The sequence below is a fragment of the Salmonella sp. 741265055_HSA genome, assembly GCF_046569525.1.
GTDB lineage: Bacteria > Pseudomonadota > Gammaproteobacteria > Enterobacterales > Enterobacteriaceae > Salmonella > Salmonella enterica.
Genome location: NZ_JBKFSQ010000015.1, coordinates 78508 through 103350, shown reverse-complemented (window position 1 = coordinate 103350; position 24843 = coordinate 78508). Strand labels below are relative to the sequence as shown.

Sequence of the window (24843 nt, the reverse complement as noted above, 5' to 3'; positions counted from 1 at the left end):
GGGTGCTGATGGCGAAGCTGCTGAACCTGTGCAGTAAGAACAAAATCAACCCGCTGATAGGTTCGGCGGGGGTGTCGGCGGTGCCAATGGCAGCCAGGGTGTCGAACAAGGTGGGCCTGGAATCAGACGCACAGAACTTCCTGCTGATGCACGCGATGGGGCCGAACGTGGCGGGGGTTATCGGTTCGGCCATTGCGGCGGGCGTGATGCTCAAGTACGTGCTGGCGATGTAAATCTGTTCCTTTCCCGGAGGCGGCGCGTTGCGCCTGTCCGGGCTACCGAATTGCATGGATCTGTAGCCCGAACAGATGCGCAGCATCGTCTCCCGGAATGTCCCATAAGGAGACTTTGATGAATGAAACCATAGCATTTCGTCCGGAAGGCCGGGCGTCGACAAAAGATGTGGTTGTCAATTACACGCTGGCGTCACTGGACGAGCTTGAACAACTGCACCCGGCGCTGAATCTGCTGGCGTGCCCGTCAATCGTCCGTGGCAGCCATGATTTCTTTGTCCGTTGTTATGACTCGGGCGTACAGCATGCGCAGGCCGGGGCGGCTGAAACGGTAGCGGTTTTGCCTGATTCGCTGCCACAAGAACGGCAAAGGAGCGGGCTGCTGTGTGCCGCAGCAGGTCGTCTGGATGCCCTGCGCCAGCCGATGACGCACAATCGTTTATGTGACCTGGCCAGTCAGTTCTGTGCTGGCATGGCAGATGTTGACAGCGAAACCCGCAGCGGTTTTTATACCGTGCGCAGCATATCGCTGCCGGTTTACCGGCGGCTGTTGCGGGATCAACATTCTCACAGTGTCTGCCTGCAGCAGGCTCTGCTGCACCTGCTGGCCTGGAAGAGCGATTCTCCCTGGGCGCGGCAGCAGGCGCAGCGGCTGCTCTGGCAGGGCGGCGTGCTGGGCGATAAAGGTGAGTTTGCGCTTATGACGCTGGATGATGAACTGCGGGAGCGCCAGATTGAGTGGCCCGGGCTATGGTCGCTGCTGGCCGTCACCGGGTTTCTGGCGAAATTCCCTGCCGGACCGATATTTGCTGACTGAAAAATGAGGACTGCTGACAATTATCTATTGTGTTGGCATTTCTGCGAGAGGCAGCTAGCGCTTTGCCTGACTTACGAAATGAGAATATCAACAGATTACGTACTTTTTGTAGGTCCGTGGTTGGAACATTGCCACCTGGTTACACGTTGTCAGCAGCCTCAAGCGTGGATGGCTCCACGCTTTTTTGTCTATGGAAAACCCCCAGCCAGGCCCTGTCTCTTGATCAGGAGATCTGATCAAGAGACAGGGCTATGCCGGAGGATATTTATTGGAAACCGGTGAGATAGGCCACCGTGTCACCAATCGAAATATAAATAAATATATAACGAGATAATTCGGCGCTATAATTCTCCTCTGATTAATAACGTAGCCCGAACCATGACCTGTCAGGACAAATCACTTTTAGCCCCCGCTCTCGCTTCCACGCCCATCATTCCGCGCTATCGCCAGATCATACGCAAACGGGCCGTGCTCATGTTAGCTATTGCGCTGGCGATGATGGCTTCACTGATGGTGGATGTAACCAGTGGGTCTTCTGGTTTACCGCTCAGTGCGCTGTGGCAGGCGCTTTTTCAACCGGAAAAGGTGAATGCGGGCATACACGTTATTGTCTGGGATATTCGTTTACCCTATGCCCTGATGGCGCTGCTGGTAGGCATGGCGTTAGGGTTAGCGGGCGCCGAAATGCAAACCATTTTAAATAATCCGCTGGCGACGCCGTTTACCCTTGGCGTATCGTCCGCAGCGGCTTTTGGCGCTGCGCTGGCGATTGTGTTGGGGATCGGTATTCCCGGTATTCCTGCCGCCTGGTTTATCCCGGCCAATGCGTTCATCTTTGCGCTTTTATCCGCGTTACTCCTGGACGGTATTACCCGTTGGACAGGCGTCGCCGCATCCGGAGTGGTGTTGTTCGGTATTGCGCTGGTATTCACCTTTAACGCGTTGGTCGCTATTATGCAGTTTGTGGCTGATGAAGATACGCTGCAGGGGCTGGTATTCTGGACGATGGGGAGCCTGGTCCGCGCGTCGTGGGAAAAATTGGGCGTACTGGCCGTGGTGTTTATTGCTGTGCTTTTTTGCGCGTTACGAAGCGCCTGGCAACTCACGGCATTACGTCTGGGCGAAGAGAGGGCGATGAGCTTTGGGATTCATGTCCGCCGTTTACGCCTGCTGTCATTGTTGCGTATCAGCTTGTTATCAGCGCTGACGGTAGCTTTCGTCGGGCCGATTGGTTTTATTGGTCTCGTTGCGCCGCACATTGCGCGAATACTTTTGGGGGAAGATCACCGTTTCTACCTTCCGGGCAGCGTGCTGATAGGCGGGCTGGTGTTATCGCTGGCCTCTATTGCGGCGAAAAATAGTATTCCGGGCGTCATGGTGCCGGTGGGGATTGTCACCTCGCTGGTCGGGGTTCCGTTCTTTTTAAGCATTGTATTGCGACATCGGGGGAGTCTCTGATGCGCGGGTTAATGCTCCGCTCATTTAGCGCCGGCTATTCCACTCAGCCGGTTATTGCAGATCTCAACGTTCCCTTACTGCCGCGCGGGAAAGTTACCATTTTGCTGGGGCCGAACGGCTGTGGTAAATCGACGTTACTACGTTCGCTGGCCGGGCTGAATAACGCCGACGGCGAGGCGCTGCTTGATGGCGAAGATCTCATGTCGTTATCGTTTGCCGAGCGGGCGCAGAAAGTTGTGTTTTTGCCGCAGTCATTACCGCAGGGCGTACATCTGCATGTACTGGAGTCGATTATCGTGGTACTGCGGGCATCAGGCGGCAGAGACAATGCGCAGGGCAGAGCGCAGATACTGGCTATCCTTGAGCAATTGGGCATAACGCATCTGGCGTTGCAGTATCTCGACCAGCTTTCCGGCGGTCAGCGGCAGTTAGTGGGTCTGGCGCAATCGCTGATTCGTCGCCCTGAACTTCTGTTGCTGGATGAGCCGCTCAGCGCGCTGGATTTAAACTATCAGTTTCACGTAATGGATCTCGTGCGTCGGGATACCCAGGCGCAAAATAGGGTGACGATAGTCGTGGCGCATGACATTAATATTGCACTGCGTCATGGTGACCATGTCCTGATGCTAAAAGACGGCAGGCTGGTCGCCAGCGGCGCGCCGGAGACGGTGATTACTGCGCAGCGTCTGGCTGAAGTGTACCGGGTACGAGGACGCGTGGAGCGCTGTTCGCAGGGTAAATTGCAGGTGGTGCTGGACGGCGTGATCGCTGTTTAAGACATATTGCCTGATGGCGCTGCGCTTATCCGGCCTACCCATTGCTCGTAGGCCGGATAAGGCAGTTATACCGCCATCCGGCAAAGGTGATTACTTCGCTTTACCCTGATTCGCCACGGCAGCCGCTTTCGCGGCGATTTCGTCAGCGTTACCCAGATAGTAATGTTTGATCGGCTTGAAGTTTTCGTCGAACTCATACACCAGCGGCACGCCGGTCGGGATGTTTAACTCAAGAATCTCATCTTCACTCATGTTATCCAGGTATTTCACCAGCGCACGCAATGAGTTACCGTGAGCGGCGATGATCACGCGCTCACCGCTCTTCATACGCGGCAGGATGGTGTCGTTCCAGTAAGGAATAACGCGGTCGATGGTCAGCGCCAGACTTTCGGTCAACGGCAGCTCTTTCTCGCTCAGTTTGGCATAACGTGGATCGTGACCTGGATAACGCTCATCATCTTTGGTCAGTTCCGGCGGCGTCACGGCAAAACCGCGGCGCCACTGCTTAACCTGCTCGTCACCATATTTTTCTGCCGTTTCCGCTTTATTCAGCCCCTGCAACGCGCCATAGTGACGTTCATTGAGTTTCCAGGATTTTTCCACCGGCAGCCACGCCTGATCCAGTTCATCCAGTACGTTCCACAGCGTATGGATAGCGCGTTTCAGTACGGAAGTGTAGGCAAAATCAAAGCTGAAACCTTCTTCTTTTAGCAGTTTACCCGCTGCTTTTGCTTCGCTTACGCCTTTTTCAGACAGGTCAACATCATACCAGCCGGTGAAACGGTTCTCTTTGTTCCATTGACTTTCACCGTGACGTACCAGAACCAGCTTAGTTACAGCCATACTCTCACTCCTATAAATCATATGTAATGATAATAATTCTCATTATATTGCCGCGAGGTGTTGGCGGCAATGCTTACGCATAACCATAGCGAAAATAGTGGCGCAGTGTAAGGTTCTTGTGAACTCAGAGTTGCGATTTTGTCTTTAAGTGGTGGAGGTTTGAGCAGGGCAATGGCGCGTAGGCCCGATAAGCTTGCGTCATCGGGCATGTAGCGGCATATCGTTAGAACGGAATAAACTGATACTCGGTCAGGCTGGCGTACTCCTCGCCAGGGCGAAGGATACAGTCAGGCTGCGGCCATTCAGGATGATTCGGGCTGTCCGGCAGCAGTTCGCTTTCCAGCGCCAGCCCTTGCCAGTCGGCATAAGGTTCCGGCCCGCGGGAAGGTGTACCCGCCAGATAATTGCCGGAATAAAACTGTAGCGCCGGGGCGGTGGTGTAAACCATCATTTGTAGCTTTCCATCCTGTGACCACAGACGGGCCGCCGGCTTTTTGCCATCACCCTGCGTCTGTAGCAGGAAAGCATGATCGTAGCCTTTAACCTTGCGCTGATCGTCATCGGCGAGAAATTCACTGGCAATGACTTTTGGCATCCGGAAGTCAAACGAGGTATTGGCTACCGATTTTAGCCCCTGGCGTGGAATACCGGATTCATCTACCGGCAGATACTCATCCGCCAGAATTTGCAGCTTATGTTGGCGCACGTCGGTCCGATCGCCGTCCAGATTAAAATAGACATGGTTGGTCAAATTCACCGGACAGGGTTTATCGACCGTTGCCCGGTAGGTGATGGAGATTCTATTGTCATCGGTCAGACGATATTGCGCCGTGGCGCAAAGATGGCCAGGAAAGCCCTGGTCGCCGTCATCAGAGGTGAGCGCGAATAATACCTGGCGATCGTTCTGGTTCACAATTTGCCAGCGGCGCTTGTCAAAGCCTTCCGGTCCGCCGTGTAGCTGGTTCTCGCCCTGGCTTGGGCTTAACTGTACGGTTTCGCCGGCAAACGTATAGCGGCTATTGGCGATACGGTTCGCGTAACGGCCAATAGAGGCGCCGAGGAATGACGTCTGTTCAGGGTAGTGTTCCGGGCTGGCGCAGCCCAGCAATGCTTCCCGAACGCTGCCGTCAGACAGCGGAATACGGGCGGAAAGAAGAGTGGCTCCCCAGTCCATCAGCGTTACCACCATCCCTGCGCTGTTGCGCAGGGTTAGCAGGCGGTACGGTTGACCATCGGGGGCCAGTGCGGGCGTTTCATTTAGCACTGTCCTGCTCCTTGTGACGGTTTGCATACATAAAAGGTTTCTTTGATTCCGGTTTTCGCTTCGTACTGTTGCGCAACGGCCTGCTGCACAGCGGGAACCAGATCTTCCGGGATCAGCGCGACAACACAGCCGCCAAAGCCGCCGCCGGTCATGCGCACGCCGCCTTGATCGCCGATGGTCGCTTTGACGATGTCTACCAGCGTGTCTATCTGCGGGACGGTAATTTCGAAATCATCGCGCATTGAGGCATGGGACTCCGCCATCAGTTGGCCCATACGTTGCAAATCACCTTTCTCCAGCGCGCTTGCCGCTTCAACGGTGCGCGCATTTTCGCTCAATACATGGCGAACGCGTTTTGCGACTACCGGGTCCAGTTCGCTGGCAACGGTATTGAACGCCTCAAGGCTGACATCGCGCAGGGCCGGCTGCTGGAAGAAACGGGCGCCGGTTTCGCACTGTTCACGGCGGGTATTATACTCGCTGCCCACCAGCGTGCGCTTAAAGTTACTGTTGATGATCACCACGGCGACACCTTTCGGCATGGAAACCGCTTTGGCGCCGAGCGTACGGCAATCAATCAGCAACGCATGATCTTTTTTGCCGAGCGCAGAGATGAGCTGATCCATAATGCCGCAGTTACAGCCAACAAACTGGTTCTCGGCCTCTTGTCCGTTGAGCGCAATTTGCGCGCCGTCCAGCGGCAGGTGATAAAGCTGCTGGAAGACGGTGCCCACCGCCACTTCCAGCGAGGCGGAGGAGCTTAACCCGGCGCCCTGCGGCACATTGCCGCTGATGACCATATCCACGCCGCCAAACGCGTTGTTACGCTGTTGCAGGTGTTTCACTACGCCGCGCACATAGTTAGACCACTGCTGGCTATCGTGGGTCACGATCGGCGCATCCAGTGAAAATTCGTCCACCTGATTGTCGTAATCGGCGGCAATCACCCGTACGGTACGATCGTCGCGCGGCGCACAGCTAATTACGGTCTGGTAATCGATAGCGCAGGGCAGAACAAAACCATCATTGTAATCAGTGTGCTCGCCGATCAGATTGACGCGGCCTGGCGCCTGAATCGTGTGGGTGGCAGGGTAGCCGAAAATTTCAGCAAACAGCGCGCGCGTTTTCTCTTTCAGATTCATTTTTATACTCCGGATTCGCGAAAATGGATGTCGCTGACCGCGCGCAGGCGTTCAGCCGCTTGTTCTGCGGTTAAATCACGCTGGGTTTCCGCCAGCATTTCATAGCCGACCATAAATTTGCGGACGGTCGCAGAGCGCAGCAGCGGCGGATAAAAGTGCGCGTGCAACTGCCAGTGCGCGTTTTCTTCACCGTTAAACGGCGCGCCGTGCCAGCCCATTGAGTAGGGGAAGGAACACTGAAACAGGTTGTCATAACGACTGGTCAGCTTTTTCAACGCCAGCGCCAGAGAGTCGCGCTGCTCGTCGTTTAAATCGGTAATGCGCAGGACATGCGTTTTGGGTAACAGTAGCGTTTCGAACGGCCACGCCGCCCAGTAAGGCACCACCGCCAGCCAGTGTTCGGTTTCGACCACGGTGCGGCTGCCGTCCGCCAGTTCCCGCTGGACATAATCCACCAGCATTGGCGAACTCTGTTCGGCGAAATAGGCTTTTTGTAAACGATCTTCGCGTTCGGCCTCATTCGGCAGGAAGCTGTTGGCCCAGACCTGTCCATGCGGATGCGGGTTCGAACAGCCCATCGCCGCGCCTTTATTTTCAAAGACCTGCACCCACGGATAGGTTTTGCCTAACTCGGCGGTCTGCGTCTGCCAGGTTCTGACGATTTCCGTCAGCGCGGGCAGGCTCAACTCCGGCAGCGTTTTACTGTGATCGGGAGAAAAACAGATCACGCGGCTGGTGCCGCGCGCGCTCTGACAGCGCATCAGCGGATCGTGGCTGTCCGGCGCATCCGGCGTGTCGGCCATCAGCGCCGCGAAATCGTTAGTAAAGACGTAAGTCCCTTTGTAATCGGGATTTTTATCGCCGGTGACACGCGTATTGCCCGCACACAGGAAGCAGTCCGGATCGTGGGCCGGCAGCATTTGCTGAGACGGCGTTTCCTGCGCCCCCTGCCAGGGGCGTTTTGCGCGATGCGGCGAAACCAGAACCCATTGGCCGGTAAGCGGGTTATAACGGCGATGCGGATGATCGATGGGATTAAATGGGGTCATAACAACGTCCTTAATCTGGGTATCCCTGCGGATGGCGTGACTGCCAGTGCCAGGTGTCCTGCGCCATTTCGTCAAGCGTGCGGGTGACGCGCCAGTTCAGCTCGCGATCGGCTTTGCTGGCATCTGCCCAATACGCCGGGAGATCGCCGTCGCGACGCGGCGCGAAGTGGTAATTAATGGGTTTACCGCAGGCTTTACTAAAGGCGTTGACCACATCCAGGACGCTACTGCCGACACCCGCGCCGAGGTTATAAATATGTACGCCGGATTTGTCCGCCAGTTTTTCCATCGCCACGACGTGCCCGTCGGCTAAGTCCATAACGTGAATGTAATCGCGTACGCCGGTGCCATCCTCGGTCGGGTAATCGTTGCCGAAAACGGCGAGCGATTCGCGACGACCCACGGCGACCTGGGCGATATAGGGCATCAGGTTATTCGGAATACCTTGCGGATCTTCTCCCATGTCGCCCGACGGGTGCGCGCCGACCGGGTTGAAATAACGCAGCAGAGCAATACTCCACTCCGGCTGGGCTTTTTGCAGATCGGTGAGGATCTGTTCTACCATCAATTTACTTTTGCCGTAGGGGCTTTGCGGCGTGCCGGTAGGAAAACTTTCGACGTAAGGAATTTTGGGCTGATCGCCATAAACGGTGGCAGAGGAGCTAAAAATAAGGTTTTTAACGTTGGCCGCACGCATGGCGCTGACCAACCGCAGCGTACCGTTGACGTTGTTGTCATAGTACTCCAGCGGCCTGGCGACCGATTCGCCGACGGCTTTCAGGCCGGCAAAGTGAATCACGGTATCAATCGCGTGATCGTGCAGAATTTCGGTTATAAGCGCTTCGTTGCGAATATCGCCTTCGACAAAGGTCGGGTGCTTACCGCCCAGACGTTCAATAACGGGCAGCACGCTGCGCTTGCTGTTGCAGAGGTTATCGAGGATGACGACGTCATGACCATTTTGCAGCAATTGTACGCAGGTATGACTTCCAATGTAACCGCTACCACCTGTAACCAATACTCTCATAATTCGCTCCGTTAAGCCTATGGTATGGAATAACCATAGCATAACAAAGATGCGAAAAGTGTGACATGTAATAAATTAGTGGAATCGTTTACACACTGGTGATTTTACGCATTTGTATCAATTAAATGATTAAAAATCATCTGGCTTGAGAATGCTTCTGCTTTTTATCCGAAAAAAAGCGCGTTACGCGCCTGGAAATGAAACGGACGGGGCAGGAGCTGTCAGTCTTTTTTACGCGAGAGTAGCTTCCTGGCGAGCGCCCCGACAGCGACGACGCCGATGGCGGTCACTTTCCAGAATTTAAGTAACGCGATACCGAGCATAGCAAGCAGTCCTACTTTCTTGGCCGCGATACCGCCAATCAGCGCGGCGAGCCCATACTCCGCTATTTTGTCCGTTGATTCGTTGAAGTCAGCGTAGCGTTGTCCAGCGTTGAACTTGACGGAACTGAGAATTCTTTTCGCCAGAGGGATTTCGTGGTCAACAGAACCTCTGTCGGTCACCAGATTTAAAGAAAAATAACCTTCACGTCCCAGCAGATAGGTGTTGTAGTTCACGCCTTGTTCATTCAGTGGTTCGTTGGTGCCGATATCCTGGATGGCGGCGGACCAGATCAGACGATGATTGGTTGCATCGTAGGTAGGCTTCTCGATCCAGCCAATAATTTCTATCGGCTCAATGCCTTTTGCAATACGATCTTTATTCGCTTCTTTTGTGCCTTTGCGCAGGTTATCCATTAATTCATCGGCATCCCAATTTTTTGCATCATCATCTTTTACATAACCAGAATCATCATATTCGATAGAAATAAATCCATTCATTTCCTTTTTAAATACGAGACCGTAAAAATATTCATCGTCAACATAATTACCAATTTCACGCATAAATACCGCCGCTTCTTTTGCGGGTATCCAGGTAAATCCTTCCGGCAGATTAAGCGTGGCTTTATCACCTAAACTAATTTTTGTCGGACCCGCAACGGCGGCGCGACTCATGCCTTCAACAGCGACCTCAACGGCGGTTTTACGCGCTTCCTGCGCAGCGGTCGGCTTTTGCTCAGCATAACTGCCGGGGCAAAATAACATGGCTGCCAGTAAAAATAGTATTATTTGTGGAAAACGAAAAGCCATAATGAATCCCTTATATTCACATACGACATCATTGTCGAAAATTTCAGGATTATTATGACAATGAGGCGGTCAGCGATTCAAGAGATAGTAAGCTTATCGACCGTTATTATTATTCTTAATAAAAGGATAGTGGTTCCAGAATGGCGCGCGGCGCCATTCTGATAATACATTTAATTATTGCATCGTCCGGAAACGTACTTATAACGTTCGCCCTCTGGTACAAATTCCAGTCGGTGGGTAATACAGGCAGGCGCATCCTCTGCATGATGGGAAACGAACAGCAGTTGAGTCTCTCCCTGGCGAATTAATACATCCACAAAACGGCGTACCAGTTGGCGGTTCAGCGGATCCAACCCTTGCAGCGGCTCATCCAGAATTAACAATGTCGGATGTTTAACCAGCGCGCGCACGATCAGCGCCAGCCGCTGCTGTCCCCAGGAAAGACTGTGGAAGGGGGCATCCGCCGTACGCTTATCGATTCCCAGAATATCCAGCCACTGTTGCGCCAGTTTTCGTTGCCTGTCTGAAACGGCCTGGTAAATGCCGATAGAATCGAAATAGCCGGAGAGAATGACATTGCGCACCGTGGTACTGACGCGGTAATCCAGATGTAAACTGCTGCTGACGTAGCCGATATGTTTTTTGATATCCCAGATTGTTTCGCCGCTTCCTCGCCGCCGCCCGAACAGCGTAAGATCGTTGCTGTAGCCTTGCGGATGATCGCCAGTAATAAGGCTAAGCAACGTAGACTTACCCGCTCCGTTAGGACCGACGATCTGCCAGTGTTCGCCCGGATTGACTCGCCAGCTTAGGTGGTGGAGGATAGGGCGATCGTTATACGAGACTACGCCATCGTTAAGTACGATCCGTGGTTCGCCATCGGGTAACGCATGGCGGGCGGAAGGTTCGTCCGGTTCGGGTAATTGTACGTCGGTCAGACGCTCGCTGTGCGCGAGTTGAGCGACCAACGCCCGTTGCAGCAACTCTGTCGTCGTTCCGGTCTCCGCCAGCGTACAGTCGGCAAGCACGCCGGCAAACTGCACGAAGTCCGGGATTTCATCAAAACGGTTGAGTACCAGCGCCAGGGTAATACCCGCCTGGTTCAACGCCGTCAGGCGTTGAACCAGTTGTTGACGGGCGGTCACGTCAAGCCCGTCGAACGGTTCATCAAGGATTAATAACTCCGGCTCAGACATCAGCGCCTGACACAGCAGCGCTTTTCGCGTCTCGCCGGTAGAAAGGTATTTAAAACGCCTGTTGAGTAAAGCGGAAATGCCGAACTGCTGCGCCAGCATCGCACAGCGGGCAGGATGGTGAACTTCATCCTGAATAATTTCCGCGGTAGTGCGCCCGGTATCGTCTTCGCCAGGACTGAGCATATCGGTGTTATTACGTTGCCACTCATCGCTGACCAGCTTTTGCAATTGTTCAAAGGACAGACGCGTAATGCGGGTAAACTGACACTGGCGCTCGCCTGTTAATAATGGCAGTTCACCCGCCAGCGCGCGGGCGAGCGCCGACTTCCCGCTCCCGTTAGCCCCAACGAATGCCCAGCTATCGCCCGCATTGAGCGTCAGCGAATCCAGATGAAGTGTTTTTGTATCGCTCAGACGAAACGTGCCTTGCGAAATTTGCAACGATGACATTTTGCATCCCATTTTTTGCAGCGATGAATGACAGGGATACGTCTTTCGGCAACGGATGTCAATGTGCTTAGCACAACGTTGCAATAATCACTCTGTCCGCATTAAACCAGGCAATCACGTCATCGCCTTCCTTTAACGTGGCGGCATCCGCAGTCGGTATCGTGGCGCACAGCGTCTGGCCGTCCGGCAGCGCCATCAACACTTCACACTGTTCCGCGCCGCGCTCGATATGGCTGATCGTTCCCGACAACTGATTGTCAGCGGCGCGTGCAACGGCAGCATCCCGGGTAATGCCAACCCACGGCGCTTTTAGCAGGATCAGCACCTCTTTACCTTCCTCCAGGCCGAGACGCTCGCCGCTTTGCGCCGTCAGCGCGACTTTGAGCCGCGTTTTGCCGTCGGCCAGCAGCACGTCGACATGCTGTTGCACCTGATCGCGATCGCGGGCGGTAATGGTGCCGAACCACTGATTTCGGGCGCTGGTTTGCAGTGAAAAGCGGGAGATAGCGGCCAGCAGACTGTCAAGCGGCAGGGCGTCATCGTCGCTTAACACATCGAACGCTTTTTGCTGAATTTGGCCCAGCAAATCGTAAAGCTGGATCAGACGCTGACCATAGCGGGTTAATACCGCGCCGCCGCCGCCTTTGCCGCCCGTTGCGCGTTCAACCAGCATATGTTCGCTAAGCTGGTTCATGTCGTTTATCGCATCCCAGGCGCTCTTATAGCTGATTCCCGCGTCTTTCGCGCCCTGACTAATCGAGCCGGAAAGCGCAATGTGTTTCAGCAGAGAGATACGTCGGGGATCGGCAAAAAGCTTTTGCTGAAGTTTCAGGGTAAGAAGGATTTCGGCCTGCATAACCAGCTCCTGGTAAAAAGACTATTGTGACTGAAAAGCGCGTCAGCGCAAAGCCGACCGCACAAAAGGGGAGTGCTTTTCTGTGTGATGCGGTTAAAATACAAAAAGGACTATATCTGGAGTTGCCCATGTTAGAGTTATTAAAAAGTCTGGTATTCGCCGTCATCATGGTACCGGTAGTGATGGCCATCATCCTCGGTCTGATTTACGGTCTGGGTGAGGTGTTCAACATTTTTTCCGGTATCGGTCAGAAAGACCAGTCCAGACAGAACCGCTGATTTCCCCAAACGCCCGCTCAGTCGGGCGTTTTTGTTACTCAAGATCCTGCTTTTCCTGCCGATATTTTCTGTGTTTAATCGTTAATGGGTATGAATAACCGCTGGGAAACCCCTGAGATTATCGTTATATTGTCGTTTACATAACGAAACGCACAAGGAGTTACAGATGGCGCATTCCTGGTTACGCCTGGTCGCAGGGGCGACATTATCTTTCATCATCGCTGGTCATGCGCTGGCGGATGAAGGCAAGATCACCGTATTCGCCGCCGCGTCGCTAACGAACGCGATGCAAGACATTGCGGCAGAATATAAAAAAGAGAAAAATGTGGACGTGGTCTCCTCATTCGCCTCCTCTTCAACGCTGGCGCGCCAGATAGAAGCGGGCGCGCCGGCGGACCTGTTCATCTCTGCTGACCAGAAATGGATGGATTACGCCGCCGATAAAAAAGCGGTGGATACCACGACGCGCGAAACATTGCTTGGCAACAGCCTGGTGGTGGTGGCGCCGAAAGCCAGCGAGCAGAAACCGTTTACCATCGACAACAAAACGGACTGGATTCGTCTGCTGAACGGCGGGCGTCTGGCGGTGGGCGATCCGCAACACGTACCGGCGGGAATTTATGCCAAAGAAGCGCTGCAAAAGCTGGGCGCATGGCAAACGCTTGAACCGAAACTGGCGCCGGGCGAGGATGTGCGCGGCGCGTTGGCGCTGGTCGAACGTAACGAAGCGCCTTTGGGCATTGTATACGGTTCTGATGCGGTCGCCAGCAAGGGGGTTAACGTGGTGGCGACGTTCCCGGAAGATTCACATAAAAAAGTGGAATACCCCATCGCTATCGTGGAGGGGCATAAAAATGCGACCGTCAGCGCGTTCTATGATTACCTGAAAGGACCGCAGGCCTCGGCAATCTTTAAACGTTATGGATTTACGACGAAGTAATGATACTGACCGATCCAGAATGGCAGGCTGTCCTTCTTAGCCTGAAAGTGTCTTCCCTGGCCGTGCTGTTTAGCCTGCCGTTTGGGATCTTTTTTGCCTGGTTACTGGTGCGATGCCGGTTTCCGGGCAAAGCCTTACTTGATAGCGTCCTGCATCTGCCGCTGGTGCTGCCGCCGGTGGTGGTCGGCTATCTGCTGCTGGTGTCGATGGGGCGACGCGGGTTTATTGGCCAGTGGCTGTATGACTGGTTCGGTCTCACGTTTGCCTTTAGCTGGCGCGGCGCCGTGCTGGCGGCGGCGGTGATGTCCTTCCCGCTGATGGTGCGGGCCATTCGGCTGGCGCTGGAGGGGGTGGATATCAAGCTTGAACAGGCCGCCAGAACGCTGGGCGCCGGGCGCTGGCGCGTTTTTCTGACTATCACCTTACCGCTTACCCTGCCGGGTATTATTGTTGGTACGGTGCTGGCGTTTGCCCGTTCGCTTGGCGAATTTGGCGCGACCATTACCTTTGTTTCCAATATTCCGGGCGAAACCCGCACCATACCTTCCGCCATGTATACTTTGATTCAGACGCCTGGCGGGGAGAGCGCGGCGGCGAGGCTGTGCGTGATTTCGATTGTATTAGCGCTGATTTCGCTGTTGATTTCTGAATGGCTGGCGCGGATTAGCCGTGAACGGACGGGGCGCTAACCATGCTGGAGCTTAATTTTTCCCAGACGCTGGGAACGCACTGTTTAACCCTCAACGAAACGCTGCCAGCCAGTGGGATCACGGCTATCTTTGGCGTCTCCGGCGCGGGAAAAACCTCGCTGATTAATGCTATCAGCGGTTTGACTCGCCCGCAAAAAGGACGCATCGCGCTGAATGGCCGGGTGTTGCATGACGCGGAAAACGGTATCTATTTAACGCCGGAAAAGCGCCGCATCGGTTATGTTTTCCAGGATGCGCGCCTGTTCCCCCATTACAAAGTACGCGGCAATTTGCGCTACGGCATGGCGAAAAGCATGACCGGTCAGTTTGATAAGCTGGTGTCGCTGCTGGGAATTGAAGCGTTGCTTGATCGCCTGCCGGGGAGCCTGTCCGGCGGAGAAAAACAGCGCGTAGCGATAGGCCGGGCATTGCTCACCGCCCCGGAGTTGCTGCTGTTGGACGAACCGTTGGCCTCGCTGGATATCCCGCGTAAACGCGAATTACTGCCGTACCTGCAACGGCTGGCGCGAGAAATCAATATTCCCATGCTGTATGTCAGCCATTCTCTCGATGAAATTCTCCACCTGGCGGATAAAGTCATGGTGCTGGAGGATGGACAGGTTAAAGCGTTTGGCCCGCTGGAGGAGGTCTGGGGAAGCAGCGTTATGCACCCGTGGCTGCCGAAAGAGCAACAGAGCAGTATTCTGAAAGTTAGCGTGCTGGAGCATCACCCACATTATGCCATGACCGCTTTGGCGCTTGGCGACCAGCACCTGTGGGTAAATAAACTCAATCAGCCGCTGCAATCCACACTGCGTATTCGCATACAGGCGTCGGATGTCTCGCTGGTACTACAGCCGCCGCAGCAGACCAGTATCCGCAACGTATTGCGGGCAAAAGTGGCGAATTGTTATGACGATAACGGACAGGTGGAAGTCCAGCTTGAGATAGGCGGCAGAACGCTGTGGGCGCGAATAAGCCCGTGGGCCAGGGATGAGCTGAATATCAAGCCTGGCCTGTGGCTTTACGCGCAGGTGAAAAGCGTTTCTATCACCGCCTGACTATAGCAGGTGGGTGTAAATAAATTTGGCGATGCTATCGGTAGTGTTATCGCCGATCACAACGTCAGCACGCGCTTTCACCGCCTCATCGGCGTTGCCCATCGCAACGCCGGTGCCTGCCGCCTCCAGCATACTGATGTCGTTGTAGTTATCGCCGAAAGCGATCACATTTTTCATTGACCCTCCCTGCGCTTCTATCCACTGGGTAAGGCGCTTGCCTTTACTGTTGCCTTTGCGCGCAATATCCACCTGATCGTGCCATGACCATTCGCACTCCAGGCCAAGCGCCTGTTCAACATGCTGACCGAACCGCTGTAGCCTGGGAATATCTTCATCGGTAAGCGCAAACTTCCACACGGCATTCACGTCGCGCGCCGCCTGCGCCAACGAAGAGACCTGTGTAAAGGTCGGACGTTGCTCCGGCGGCAAGGTTTGCGCCCACCGGGAGGTACGCACGACGTGACCGGTTGGGTGTTCGTAAAGCATAGCGTCATCAACATACATCAGGCCGTGAATCTGATGCTCATCCAGTAAATCAATCAACTGCAACGCCTTATCCACGGGCATAGGATCGGCATCCAGGACAGTTTTAGCTTGATAATCATACAAATAGGTGCCGTTGCAGCAAATAGCAGGTGTTTCCAGCGCCAGCGCCTGATAAAAAGGATGAATAGCAACGTGATGGCGACCCGTGACAATGATAAGTTGAAAGCCCGCCTCTTTGGCGCGTGATAGCGCGTCAAGCGAGGAGGGGAGTAAGGTTTTATGCGGGGTTAATAACGTTCCGTCTAAATCAAGGGCAATCACGCGTGCAGTCATAATTTTTTCCAGATTAAGTGTAATAATTCCGTCTGTCGGCATGGTACACCGGGACGGTAAGCAGACAAAATTCTGCGTCTGAATTCAGCATTCGCCGTCAAAAGCGACTACGTTAAGCTGTGTCCTGTTATTGCAGCTACATGCTATATGCAAAGGAGTATTCATGAAACAAACAGTCTATACCGCCAGCCCTGAGAGTCAGCAAATTCACGTCTGGAGCCTGAACCACGAAGGGACGCTGACGCTGGTGCAGGTCGTGGATGTGCCCGGTCAGGTTCAGCCGATGGTGGTCAGTCCGGATAAACGCTACCTCTATGTCGGCGTGCGCCCGGAGTTTCGTGTCCTGGCGTATCGTATTGCGCCGGATGATGGCGCGCTGACGTTTGCCGCCGAATCCGCCCTGCCGGGTAGCCCGACCCATATTTCTACCGATCATCATGGTCGTTTTGTCTTTGTCGGATCGTATAACGCCGGTAATGTCAGTGTGACGCGCTTACAGGATGGCCTGCCGGTTGAGCTGGTGGATGTGGTGGAAGGGCTGGACGGCTGCCACTCGGCAAATATTACGCCTGATAACCGTACCCTGTGGGTGCCGGCGCTAAAACAGGATCGCATTTGTCTGTTTACGCTAAGCGATGACGGCCATCTGGTGGCCCAGGAGCCGGCGGAAGTAAATACAGTTGAAGGGGCAGGCCCGCGTCATATGGTCTTCCACCCGAATCGACAATATGCGTATTGCGTCAATGAACTGAACAGTTCGGTGGATGTCTGGCAGCTTAAAAATCCGCATGGCGAGATAGAGTGCGTGCAAACGCTGGATATGATGCCCGCCGATTTTTCCGATACCCGCTGGGCGGCGGATATTCATATTACGCCGGATGGACGGCATCTGTATGCCTGTGACCGCACCGCCAGTCTGATTACCGTCTTTAGTGTCTCCGAAGATGGCAGCGTACTGAGCGTTGAAGGCTTCCAGCCGACGGAAGCCCAACCGCGCGGCTTTAATATCGACAACAGCGGGAAATACCTGATTGCTGCGGGTCAAAAATCACATCATATCGCGGTCTATGAAATTACGGGCACTCAGGGGCTGCTGACGGAAAAAGGCCGTTATGCCGTCGGCCAGGGGCCGATGTGGGTTGTGGTGAACGCGTTCTAAAGACGCTGTGTGCCGGAGGGCGACGGCCTGTTGCTGTAGGCCCGGTAGGTGGCTGCGCCACCGGGCAATCCGGCATGGGCCGGCCGCCACGTAGCGCGCGAAAGCCGCCATCCGCCGTTACTGCTGCGGTTTGGCAAAATGCGTCCAAAGGTTGTCTTTGCCATCGGCCCAGACATTTAACAGCAGTGAGAAAAAACGCTCCGCTGGCGGCGAAAGCATGGCGTCTTTCCGGCGAATAATGCCCAGAGTGCGCCTGATCACCGGTTCTATCAGGGGAATGCCAATGAGCGTAGGATGCGGTGCCTGCGGCATTGCCAGTCCTGGTAATGCGGAAATACCTAAACCTGCCTCTACCAGACCAAGCGAAGTGGATAAATGGCGAACCTCGTAAAACCACTCCAGCTTCCAGGGCTTATCCGCAAGTTGCTGCTCAATTAACAGGCGGTTGCCGCTTGAAGCGCGTACGCCTATCAGAGTGTGATTGACTAATTCCTGCCATTCAACCAGTTGTCTGGAAGCTAACGGGTGATCCCGTCGGCAGGCCAGAACAAACGGTTCATTTACCAGCGGGGTAAAATCAATCGCGGAATTTGTGATGCTATTCATATTTATGCCAAAATCCGCCTCTTTGCAGAGTACGGATTCCATACAATTATTGGTGCCTTTTTCAAGTATCCGTACTTTAATGTTGGGGTATAAAGCATTAAATTTGCCAATCGCGAGCGGTAAAAAATAGAAAACGGCGGTTGGAATACAGGATAGTGTAATTATACCGTGATGGTAATTATTGAGTTCACGAACATTAAAAATAGTTTCATCCAGTCTTCTGATTAATTCACGCGCTTCGGGTAACAACATTTTTCCCGCTTTTGTTAATGTTACTTTACGCGTAGTTCTCTCAAAAAGGAGCGTATGTAAATCATCCTCCATGTTTTTTATTCTGCGAGTTAATGCGGGTTGCGTAATATTGAGTAATTTAGCTGCTTTGTTAAAAGAGGTAGTCTCCGCCAGAGCGACAAACGCTTTCATACTTGATAGTTCGTGTTTCATTATAACTCCAGCATATAGAAATAATGTTGTCCCATTATCAGACGCATAGCGGGTATTGCAGAGAGTGTACCTGCCGTGTCTGGCTTTTGATTAATAAAAAAAGCTGATTAATCACATCACGAAAGTCATTAGCCTCGCCATTTTTTACATGCAACCATAGTCACAGCAAAAATAAGATGATGATTAAGGATTGTGTTATGAAAAAAATACCCTGTGTATTAATGCGAGGGGGAACCTCCAGAGGCGCTTTTTTATTAGCGGAACATTTACCCGAAGATAAAACCCAGCGAGATAAAGCGTTAATTGCAATTATGGGATCGGGCAATGCGTTAGAAATTGACGGCATTGGCGGCGGGAATCCGCTGACCAGTAAAGTTGCGATTGTCAGCCGTTCGGATGATCCGCAGGCGGATATTGATTATCTTTTCGCTCAGGTCGTTGTACAGGAGCAACGCGTCGATACCACGCCAAACTGCGGCAATATGCTTTCCGGCGTCGGCGCATTTGCTATTGAGCAGGGGCTTATTACCGCGACGTCGCCGGTCACGCGAGTGCGCATACGTAATGTGAATACCAATACCTATATTGATGCCGATGTGCAGACGCCAGGCGGCAGGGTTACGTATGAAGGCACCACGAAAATCGATGGCGTGCCGGGAACGGCAGCCCCGGTAATGCTTACGTTTTTGAATGCCGCAGGCGCAAAAACCGGCACCGTTTTCCCCACCGGATGCCGTATCGACTATTTTGATGGTATCGCCGTTACCTGTATGGATATGGCGATGCCGGTGGTCGTCATTCCCGCTGCCAGCGTAGGGAAAACAGGCTACGAGTCGCCTGCGGAATTAGACAGTGATACCGAATTTTTACGCCGTATTGAATCTATTCGTCTACAGGCCGGTAAAGCAATGGGCCTTGGCGATGTCCGTTCCATGGTTATTCCTAAACCTGTACTTATTTCTCCTGCACAATATGGCGGCACAATCAGTGTACGCTATTTTATGCCGCATTCATGTCATAAAGCGCTGGCGATTACGGGCGCTATCGCCATTGCCAGCAGCAGTGTTATTGACGGTACAGTGACCCGGTCGCTTACCACAGATAATGGCTACGGCAATATAACTATTGAACATCCCGGCGGCTGTCTTGATATTCATTTAAACAATGATGGCGATACTCCTGATTCCATTCGGGCGGCAGTCATTCGTACCGCAAGAAAAATCTTTTCTGGCGATGTCTATCTCCCGGAATAATATAGGCACATTGCGCTGGTATCAAAATGGTAGAGCCGACACGATTCTGTATTTGATATACGGAAATATCAGGATATATAAAATGAAGCGAAACTCTTTATGGAAGCTAATAATGATATTAGCTATCCCTTGTATTATTGTCTTGCTGCCGGTGCCGACTGGGTTAAGCCAGTTGGCGTGGGTACTCTTTGGTATTTATCTTGCTGCAATAGTGGGATTAGTCATTAAACCTTTCCCGGAACCCGTCGTTTTATTAATGGCGGTCGCGGCGTCGATGGTTGTCATCGGTAATTTAGGCGGCGGCGCGTTTAAAACCTCCAGCGTATTGAGTGGTTATGCCTCCGGGACAACCTGGCTGGTATTTTCCGCCTTTACCCTGAGCGCCGCGTTTGTCACTACCGGGCTGGGCAAGCGTATCGCCTACCTGTTGATTGGTAAAATCGGCAATACCACATTAGGTCTGGGTTATGTTACCGTTTTTCTCGATCTTGTCTTATCTCCGGCAACGCCGTCTAATACGGCGCGGGCGGGTGGAATCGTATTGCCGATTATTAATAGTGTTGCGGTAGCGCTAGGGTCTGAGCCGGAAAAAAGCCCGCATCGCGTGGGTCATTACTTGATGATGTGCGTCTATATGGTGACGAAAACCACCAGCTATATGTTTTTCACCGCCATGGCGGGAAATATCCTGGCGCTGAAAATGATCAACGATATTTGCCATCTGCAATTAAGCTGGGGCGACTGGGCGCTGGCGGCAGGGGTGCCAGGAATAGTTATGCTATTGGCGACACCGCTGGTGATTTATATGATGTACCCTCCGGAGATAAAAAAGGTCGATAATAAGATCATTTCCAGAGCCGGGCTTCAGGAATTAGGGCCGATGCAGGCGCGGGAAAAACTATTATTAGCGATTTTCGTTCTGGCGCTCCTCGGCTGGATTTTTAGCAGCTATCTGGGTATTAATGAGTCAGCCGTCGCCATTGTGGTGATGGGCGCTATGCTGGTGCTTGGCGTCGTGACCTGGGATGACGTAGTAAAGAATAAAGGCGGCTGGAATACGTTAATATGGTATGGCGGTATCATCGGTCTGAGTTCATTATTGTCAAAAGTTAAATTTTTTGACTGGCTGGCGGAGTTATTCAAAAATAATATCTCATTTGATCATCATGGTAATGTTGCTTTCTTTGTTATTCTCTTTATGAGTATCGCCGTGCGTTATTTTTTCGCATCCGGCAGCGCCTATATTGTGGCAATGGTGCCGGTATTTGCGATGCTGGCGAATGTGTCTGGCGCGCCGCTTATGTTAACCGCCCTGGCGTTGTTATTTTCTAACTCTTACGGCGGCATGGTGACGCATTACGGCGGTGCCGCCGGACCGGTTATTTTTGGCGTTGGCTATAATGATATAAAATCATGGTGGCTGGTGGGCGCTGTACTGACTATTTTTACCTTCCTTGTTCATATTACCCTGGGCGTCTGGTGGTGGAAGCTATTAATAGGCTGGCACGTGCTATAAGTAAATTATCTCTCTTGCGTTTAAAAAATATTATTGACTGTCATTATTCATGGCGGCGGTACGTTAGCGCTGCGGGAAAGCGATAGCCAAATGGAGTAAGTCATGGTTACGTTATATAAAAAAGGTATTTATCTGTCAGGAAATGAGGTTATTGCAGAAGAGCAATATGCCGGACCAGTCGATAAAACACAGGCTAAAAAAGGCACTATTAGCTGGTCAATCCTCGCCTCGCATAATACGTCTGACAATATGGACAAACTGAAAATTAAGTTTGATTCATTAACCTCACACGATATTACCTATGTGGGCATTATTCAGACGGCAAAAGCGTCGGGGATGGAACGCTTTCCCTTACCTTACGTTTTGACCAATTGCCACAACGCGTTGTGCGCTGTCGGTGGAACCATTAACAGCGACGACCATATGTTTGGTTTATCGGCGGCGCAGCGGTATGGCGGCATTTATGTGCCCCCGCACATTGCCGTTATTCACCAGTATATGCGTGAGATGATGGCCGGCGGCGGTAAAATGATTTTGGGCTCCGACAGCCATACACGCTATGGCGCGCTGGGAACGATGGCGGTAGGCGAGGGCGGCGGCGAGCTGGTTAAACAACTGCTGAATGATACCTGGGATATTGATTATCCCGATGTGGTCGCCGTGTATCTGACCGGCAAGCCGGCGGCGTATGTAGGGCCGCAGGATGTCGCGCTGGCGATTATCGGCGCGGTGTTTAAAAACGGTTACGTCAAAAATAAAGTGATGGAGTTTGTCGGTCCTGGCATCCGTCATCTTTCTACCGATTTTCGTAACAGCATTGATGTGATGACCACCGAAACGACCTGCTTGAGTTCAGTCTGGCAAACGGATGAGGAAACCCGAAGCTGGCTGGCGTTGCATGGGCGCGAGCAGGATTATCGCTCGCTACATCCGCAGCCGATGGCCTGGTACGACGGTTGTATTTATGTCGATCTTAGCGCTATCAAACCGATGATCGCGCTGCCTTTCCACCCCAGCAACGTCTATGAAATCGATACGTTAAATGAAAATCTGGCGGATATTCTTCGCCAGACGGAAATAGAATCGGCGCGCGTGGCGCACGGACAAGCGACACTCTCACTGGTGGATAAAATTGAAAACGGTCGTTTAAAAGTGCAGCAAGGGATTATCGCTGGCTGTTCCGGCGGTAATTATGAGAACGTGATTGCCGCAGCCAATGCCTTACGTCATCGTTCATGCGGTAATGACGCGTTCTCGCTTGCCGTTTATCCGTCTTCCCAACCGGTGTTTATGGACCTGACGAAAAAAGGCGTTGTGGCGGAGTTGCTGGGCGCAGGCGCGATAATCAGAACGGCATTTTGCGGTCCCTGTTTTGGCGCTGGCGATACGCCTGTCCACAACGGACTGAGCATTCGTCATACCACGCGTAACTTCCCGAACCGGGAAGGGTCGAAACCGGGGAATGGACAGATGTCCGCCGTCGCGCTGATGGATGCCCGCTCCATTGCCGCAACGGCGGTGAACGGCGGCTATTTAACGTCAGCGGCGGAATTGGATTGTTGGGATAATGTGCCGGATTATGTTTTTGATCCTACGCCGTACAAAAATCGGGTTTATCAGGGATATGTAAAAGGCGTGACGCAGCAGCCGCTTATTTATGGACCCAACATTAAAGACTGGCCGGAGTCAGGCGCGCTGACAGAGAATATTTTGCTCAGGGTCTGTGCGAAAATTCTTGATGAGGTGACGACCACCGATGAGCTGATCCCCTCCGGCGAGACCTCCTCTTACCGCTCTAATCCGGTGGGGCTGGCGGAATTTACCCTCTCGCGCCGCGATCCGGACTATGTTGGCAGAAGTAAAGCCGTCGCCGCGCTGGAAAAACGGCGACAGGAAGGCGAGATCGCCGAACTGGCCCCGGTGTTTGCGTGTATTCAGCAGATTGCCGGTCAGGAAAACGTACGCCCTGAGACTACTGAGGTAGGGAGCCTGATTTATGCCGTCAAACCGGGGGACGGCTCGGCGCGGGAACAGGCGGCAAGCTGTCAGCGAGTGATTGGCGGTCTGGCGAATATCGCGCAGGAATACGCCACCAAACGCTACCGCTCTAATGTGATCAACTGGGGAATGCTGCCGCTGCAAATGAAGGAGACGCCGAATTTTACGGTGGGGGATTATATCTATATTCCGGGCATTCTTGCGGCGCTGGAGACCGCACATCCTGCCGTGACGGGATATGTGATTCGCGATAATGCGCTGGTCGAGGAAATTGCGCTGTATATAGAAAATTTGACCGCTGAGGAGCGGGAAATCATTAAGGCGGGATGCTTGATTAATTTCAATAAACATCGCTTGCAGTAAAGCCACGGGCCGCCACATCTGCTGCGGCGGCCCGTTTATAAGCCTGAACCGGAACGGCAATTACTGCTTAGGTTCCGCCACCACTTTACTGCCTACACCGCGGTTGTTGTATTCCCACATGCGGTTGTAGTTCGTGTCGTTCAGATTACGCTGCACCTCGTCTTTGTCATCCACGGTTCCCGTATTTCCGGCAAACGGACGTTTCGAGATGACCGCGTCGGCCCACGGTTTGGCAACGTTGAAGCCCTCGTTAATCACGCTGTCGCGGATCACTACCTGACCGTTGGTGTTGGCGTCGACATCCAGCGAGCGGCCAAGCTGCGCAACGCCATCGCCGGAGGCGTTAAAGCGGCTGTTGATCGCCAAAAAGCCATAGTAAATATTGGACAGCGTCGCCGGGGCGAAGACGTAGGCTTCCTGCTGTGTGCGGGAGTTGACGACCTGGAAGTTGGTGTTATCGAACACCACGGCGCCGCGTCCGGAAACCATGTCCACATCGCCTTCAATATAGCTGTTCGTCACCAGCGTACGCGGCTGGCGATCGGTCTGCAGACGGTTCTGCACGCCACTGTTGGTCACAAAGAAGGTGTTCTGGCGGCCAAGGATATTGACCTTGTTAATCTGGACTTTGTCGCCATCGGTACGCAGCGCCACCGCCGGATGGTTTCCGGCATCGACGCTGTCGCCCAGCGTGTTCTCGATGGTCAGATTTTGTAGCTGCAGACCGTTATTCTGCGACCAGAACGCGGCAGAACACATCACACCGATCGTCGCGGCGTGTTTGCTTTGGCAGTTATCGAACATATACCAGGCGGGTTTACCAGGCATATATTTCCCGCCGGGATTCACCGCGCGGCGCCAGTCAGCGACGCTCATTTCACCATCAATCGCCATCCCAATTTTCACATCGATCGGTTTTTCACCGGTCCCGTACAGGGTCAGACTTCCCGGCGCGGCGGGAACATACACGGTCCCCTGATAGTCGCCCGGCATAATAGCAATGTACTGGCGTTTGTTCGTGCGTTTAACCATTGCCGCATCGACCGCGGCCTGAATCGAGGTGTGCGTAACGCCTGGCGTACCAGCCGGCCCCACCACAAAGTCAGGCTGTGCGGGCAGGGTAATCGGCGACGGCGACCACGGGGCGGTATTTGGCGTCAGGGAGGCAAAATAGCGCGCCGCAACGAAGTTTTTCGCTTCATTTGCCGACAGAATGGGGCGCGAGGCGGTGCCAGGCGCGGTTTGATCGGAAGGGATCTGATCGGGTGGCGTAGAGCTACAGGCGCTCAGCGTCACGCCAAAAGCCAGTGCCAGCGCCAGACGGGAAACCGATAATGTATTCACAGGTTGCTCCGGGCTTGAAAAAGTTAAATGACATCCATTGAAGCCTGCTTTTTTATACTAAGTTGAACGAAACGGGAAGGCGAAAAGGTAAAAAGTTCCTTTTCAGGCTGGAAACACCTGTAGCATCAGATA

At 53.3% G+C, this 24843-nt stretch carries 23 protein-coding genes; 12 read left to right on the top strand and 11 right to left on the bottom strand.

What is annotated here, in order from left to right; genetic code table 11:
* The 4 genes from ACLD4K_RS10790 to ACLD4K_RS10775 all read left to right on the top strand — a co-directional run.
* A partial coding sequence (locus ACLD4K_RS10790) for a sodium ion-translocating decarboxylase subunit beta (RefSeq protein WP_139654397.1) occupies nucleotides 1-233 on the top strand: 233 nt, incomplete at its 5' end.
* A gap of 118 nt (nucleotides 234-351) precedes the next feature.
* Nucleotides 352-1050, top strand: a complete 699-nt coding sequence (locus ACLD4K_RS10785) for a triphosphoribosyl-dephospho-CoA synthase (RefSeq protein WP_411011843.1) — start codon at nucleotides 352-354, stop codon at nucleotides 1048-1050.
* Nucleotides 1051-1428: 378 nt separating this feature from the next.
* On the top strand, nucleotides 1429-2508 hold the full coding sequence (locus ACLD4K_RS10780) for a FecCD family ABC transporter permease (RefSeq protein WP_183059017.1): 1080 nt from the start codon (nucleotides 1429-1431) through the stop codon (nucleotides 2506-2508).
* A complete protein-coding gene (locus tag ACLD4K_RS10775; RefSeq protein WP_411011842.1) occupies nucleotides 2508-3284 on the top strand; it encodes an ABC transporter ATP-binding protein in 777 nt (258 codons plus the stop codon). The genes ACLD4K_RS10780 and ACLD4K_RS10775 overlap by 1 nt, the downstream gene beginning before the upstream one ends.
* Before the next feature lie 90 nt (nucleotides 3285-3374).
* Here the strand turns inward: ACLD4K_RS10775 and gpmA are convergent, their stop codons facing one another.
* From gpmA to modE, 8 genes are all read right to left on the bottom strand, one after another.
* Nucleotides 3375-4127 carry a 2,3-diphosphoglycerate-dependent phosphoglycerate mutase gene (gpmA, locus tag ACLD4K_RS10770; RefSeq protein WP_000301554.1) on the bottom strand — a complete coding sequence of 251 codons (753 nt, stop codon included), beginning with the start codon at nucleotides 4125-4127 and terminating at the stop codon, nucleotides 3375-3377.
* Between the two features lie 223 nt (nucleotides 4128-4350).
* Nucleotides 4351-5391, bottom strand: coding sequence for a galactose-1-epimerase (gene galM / locus ACLD4K_RS10765; RefSeq protein WP_000931428.1), 1041 nt, complete (start codon nucleotides 5389-5391; stop codon nucleotides 4351-4353).
* Complete coding sequence (gene galK / locus ACLD4K_RS10760) at nucleotides 5385-6533, bottom strand: galactokinase (protein ID WP_411011841.1); 1149 nt, start codon at nucleotides 6531-6533, stop codon at nucleotides 5385-5387. The genes galM and galK overlap by 7 nt, the downstream gene beginning before the upstream one ends.
* A 2-nt stretch (nucleotides 6534-6535) precedes the next feature.
* Entirely contained in the window at nucleotides 6536-7582 is a 1047-nt protein-coding gene (gene galT / locus ACLD4K_RS10755) for a galactose-1-phosphate uridylyltransferase (protein WP_411011840.1), read from the bottom strand.
* Between the two features lie 10 nt (nucleotides 7583-7592).
* The gene (gene galE, locus ACLD4K_RS10750; protein ID WP_001265465.1) at nucleotides 7593-8609 is read right to left on the bottom strand and encodes a UDP-glucose 4-epimerase GalE; all 1017 of its coding nucleotides are present in this window, start codon (nucleotides 8607-8609) and stop codon (nucleotides 7593-7595) included.
* Nucleotides 8610-8830: 221 nt separating this feature from the next.
* Complete coding sequence (locus tag ACLD4K_RS10745) at nucleotides 8831-9739, bottom strand: DUF2167 domain-containing protein (protein ID WP_000885519.1); 909 nt, start codon at nucleotides 9737-9739, stop codon at nucleotides 8831-8833.
* Nucleotides 9740-9909: 170 nt separating this feature from the next.
* A complete protein-coding gene (modF, locus tag ACLD4K_RS10740; RefSeq protein ID WP_411011839.1) occupies nucleotides 9910-11385 on the bottom strand; it encodes a molybdate ABC transporter ATP-binding protein ModF in 1476 nt (491 codons plus the stop codon).
* Nucleotides 11386-11452: 67 nt separating this feature from the next.
* Complete coding sequence (gene modE / locus ACLD4K_RS10735) at nucleotides 11453-12241, bottom strand: molybdenum-dependent transcriptional regulator (RefSeq protein ID WP_001147416.1); 789 nt, start codon at nucleotides 12239-12241, stop codon at nucleotides 11453-11455.
* Nucleotides 12242-12369: 128 nt separating this feature from the next.
* On the opposite strand from modE, the gene ACLD4K_RS10730 reads away from it, so the two are divergent.
* The 4 genes from ACLD4K_RS10730 to modC all read left to right on the top strand — a co-directional run bounded on the left by ACLD4K_RS10730 (nucleotide 12370) and on the right by modC (nucleotide 15209).
* Nucleotides 12370-12519, top strand: a complete 150-nt coding sequence (locus ACLD4K_RS10730; RefSeq protein WP_000891513.1) for an AcrZ family multidrug efflux pump-associated protein — start codon at nucleotides 12370-12372, stop codon at nucleotides 12517-12519.
* A gap of 166 nt (nucleotides 12520-12685) precedes the next feature.
* The gene (gene modA, locus ACLD4K_RS10725) at nucleotides 12686-13459 is read left to right on the top strand and encodes a molybdate ABC transporter substrate-binding protein (RefSeq protein WP_000951407.1); all 774 of its coding nucleotides are present in this window, start codon (nucleotides 12686-12688) and stop codon (nucleotides 13457-13459) included.
* The gene (gene modB / locus ACLD4K_RS10720) at nucleotides 13459-14148 is read left to right on the top strand and encodes a molybdate ABC transporter permease subunit (RefSeq protein WP_000604026.1); all 690 of its coding nucleotides are present in this window, start codon (nucleotides 13459-13461) and stop codon (nucleotides 14146-14148) included. Before modA ends, modB begins: the two co-directional genes overlap by 1 nt.
* A gap of 2 nt (nucleotides 14149-14150) precedes the next feature.
* Complete coding sequence (modC, locus tag ACLD4K_RS10715) at nucleotides 14151-15209, top strand: molybdenum ABC transporter ATP-binding protein ModC (protein WP_000891715.1); 1059 nt, start codon at nucleotides 14151-14153, stop codon at nucleotides 15207-15209.
* Here modC and ACLD4K_RS10710 read toward each other — a convergent pair whose 3' ends face one another.
* Nucleotides 15210-16028, bottom strand: a complete 819-nt coding sequence (locus tag ACLD4K_RS10710; protein WP_001748281.1) for a pyridoxal phosphatase — start codon at nucleotides 16026-16028, stop codon at nucleotides 15210-15212. It lies immediately after the preceding gene.
* Nucleotides 16029-16191: 163 nt separating this feature from the next.
* Between ACLD4K_RS10710 and pgl the strand changes: the two genes are divergently transcribed.
* Nucleotides 16192-17187 carry a 6-phosphogluconolactonase gene (gene pgl, locus ACLD4K_RS10705; protein WP_411011838.1) on the top strand — a complete coding sequence of 332 codons (996 nt, stop codon included), beginning with the start codon at nucleotides 16192-16194 and terminating at the stop codon, nucleotides 17185-17187.
* Between the two features lie 117 nt (nucleotides 17188-17304).
* On the opposite strand, the gene ACLD4K_RS10700 is transcribed toward pgl, so the two are convergent.
* Nucleotides 17305-18237: a LysR family transcriptional regulator gene (locus tag ACLD4K_RS10700; protein ID WP_183059010.1), complete on the bottom strand. Its 933-nt coding sequence runs from the start codon at nucleotides 18235-18237 to the stop codon at nucleotides 17305-17307.
* Between the two features lie 197 nt (nucleotides 18238-18434).
* Between ACLD4K_RS10700 and ACLD4K_RS10695 the strand changes: the two genes are divergently transcribed.
* The 3 genes from ACLD4K_RS10695 (at nucleotide 18435) to ACLD4K_RS10685 (ending at nucleotide 23367) form a co-directional block, all read left to right on the top strand.
* Nucleotides 18435-19490, top strand: coding sequence for a 4-oxalomesaconate tautomerase (locus tag ACLD4K_RS10695; protein WP_411011837.1), 1056 nt, complete (start codon nucleotides 18435-18437; stop codon nucleotides 19488-19490).
* A gap of 82 nt (nucleotides 19491-19572) precedes the next feature.
* The gene (locus tag ACLD4K_RS10690) at nucleotides 19573-21006 is read left to right on the top strand and encodes an anion permease (protein ID WP_411011836.1); all 1434 of its coding nucleotides are present in this window, start codon (nucleotides 19573-19575) and stop codon (nucleotides 21004-21006) included.
* Between the two features lie 102 nt (nucleotides 21007-21108).
* Nucleotides 21109-23367: a hydratase gene (locus tag ACLD4K_RS10685; RefSeq protein ID WP_411011835.1), complete on the top strand. Its 2259-nt coding sequence runs from the start codon at nucleotides 21109-21111 to the stop codon at nucleotides 23365-23367.
* A gap of 60 nt (nucleotides 23368-23427) precedes the next feature.
* Here ACLD4K_RS10685 and ACLD4K_RS10680 read toward each other — a convergent pair whose 3' ends face one another.
* Nucleotides 23428-24711, bottom strand: a complete 1284-nt coding sequence (locus ACLD4K_RS10680; protein ID WP_001094776.1) for a putative acyl-CoA thioester hydrolase — start codon at nucleotides 24709-24711, stop codon at nucleotides 23428-23430.
* Between the last annotated feature and the right edge of the window lie 132 nt (nucleotides 24712-24843).

Coding starts and splice junctions, on each gene's coding strand:
- ACLD4K_RS10710 (WP_001748281.1), bottom strand. CDS start 16,028: ATGACTGCACGCGTGATTGCCCTTGATTTAGACGGAACGTTATTAACC.
- ACLD4K_RS10785 (WP_411011843.1), top strand. CDS start 352: ATGAATGAAACCATAGCATTTCGTCCGGAAGGCCGGGCGTCGACAAAA.
- modE (WP_001147416.1), bottom strand. CDS start 12,241: ATGCAGGCCGAAATCCTTCTTACCCTGAAACTTCAGCAAAAGCTTTTT.
- ACLD4K_RS10695 (WP_411011837.1), top strand. CDS start 18,435: ATGAAAAAAATACCCTGTGTATTAATGCGAGGGGGAACCTCCAGAGGC.
- modF (WP_411011839.1), bottom strand. CDS start 11,385: ATGTCATCGTTGCAAATTTCGCAAGGCACGTTTCGTCTGAGCGATACA.
- modB (WP_000604026.1), top strand. CDS start 13,459: ATGATACTGACCGATCCAGAATGGCAGGCTGTCCTTCTTAGCCTGAAA.
- modC (WP_000891715.1), top strand. CDS start 14,151: ATGCTGGAGCTTAATTTTTCCCAGACGCTGGGAACGCACTGTTTAACC.
- ACLD4K_RS10685 (WP_411011835.1), top strand. CDS start 21,109: ATGGTTACGTTATATAAAAAAGGTATTTATCTGTCAGGAAATGAGGTT.
- ACLD4K_RS10700 (WP_183059010.1), bottom strand. CDS start 18,237: ATGAAACACGAACTATCAAGTATGAAAGCGTTTGTCGCTCTGGCGGAG.
- pgl (WP_411011838.1), top strand. CDS start 16,192: ATGAAACAAACAGTCTATACCGCCAGCCCTGAGAGTCAGCAAATTCAC.
- galE (WP_001265465.1), bottom strand. CDS start 8,609: ATGAGAGTATTGGTTACAGGTGGTAGCGGTTACATTGGAAGTCATACC.
- ACLD4K_RS10730 (WP_000891513.1), top strand. CDS start 12,370: ATGTTAGAGTTATTAAAAAGTCTGGTATTCGCCGTCATCATGGTACCG.
- galT (WP_411011840.1), bottom strand. CDS start 7,582: ATGACCCCATTTAATCCCATCGATCATCCGCATCGCCGTTATAACCCG.
- ACLD4K_RS10780 (WP_183059017.1), top strand. CDS start 1,429: ATGACCTGTCAGGACAAATCACTTTTAGCCCCCGCTCTCGCTTCCACG.
- ACLD4K_RS10775 (WP_411011842.1), top strand. CDS start 2,508: ATGCGCGGGTTAATGCTCCGCTCATTTAGCGCCGGCTATTCCACTCAG.
- ACLD4K_RS10690 (WP_411011836.1), top strand. CDS start 19,573: ATGAAGCGAAACTCTTTATGGAAGCTAATAATGATATTAGCTATCCCT.
- galK (WP_411011841.1), bottom strand. CDS start 6,533: ATGAATCTGAAAGAGAAAACGCGCGCGCTGTTTGCTGAAATTTTCGGC.
- ACLD4K_RS10745 (WP_000885519.1), bottom strand. CDS start 9,739: ATGGCTTTTCGTTTTCCACAAATAATACTATTTTTACTGGCAGCCATG.
- modA (WP_000951407.1), top strand. CDS start 12,686: ATGGCGCATTCCTGGTTACGCCTGGTCGCAGGGGCGACATTATCTTTC.
- gpmA (WP_000301554.1), bottom strand. CDS start 4,127: ATGGCTGTAACTAAGCTGGTTCTGGTACGTCACGGTGAAAGTCAATGG.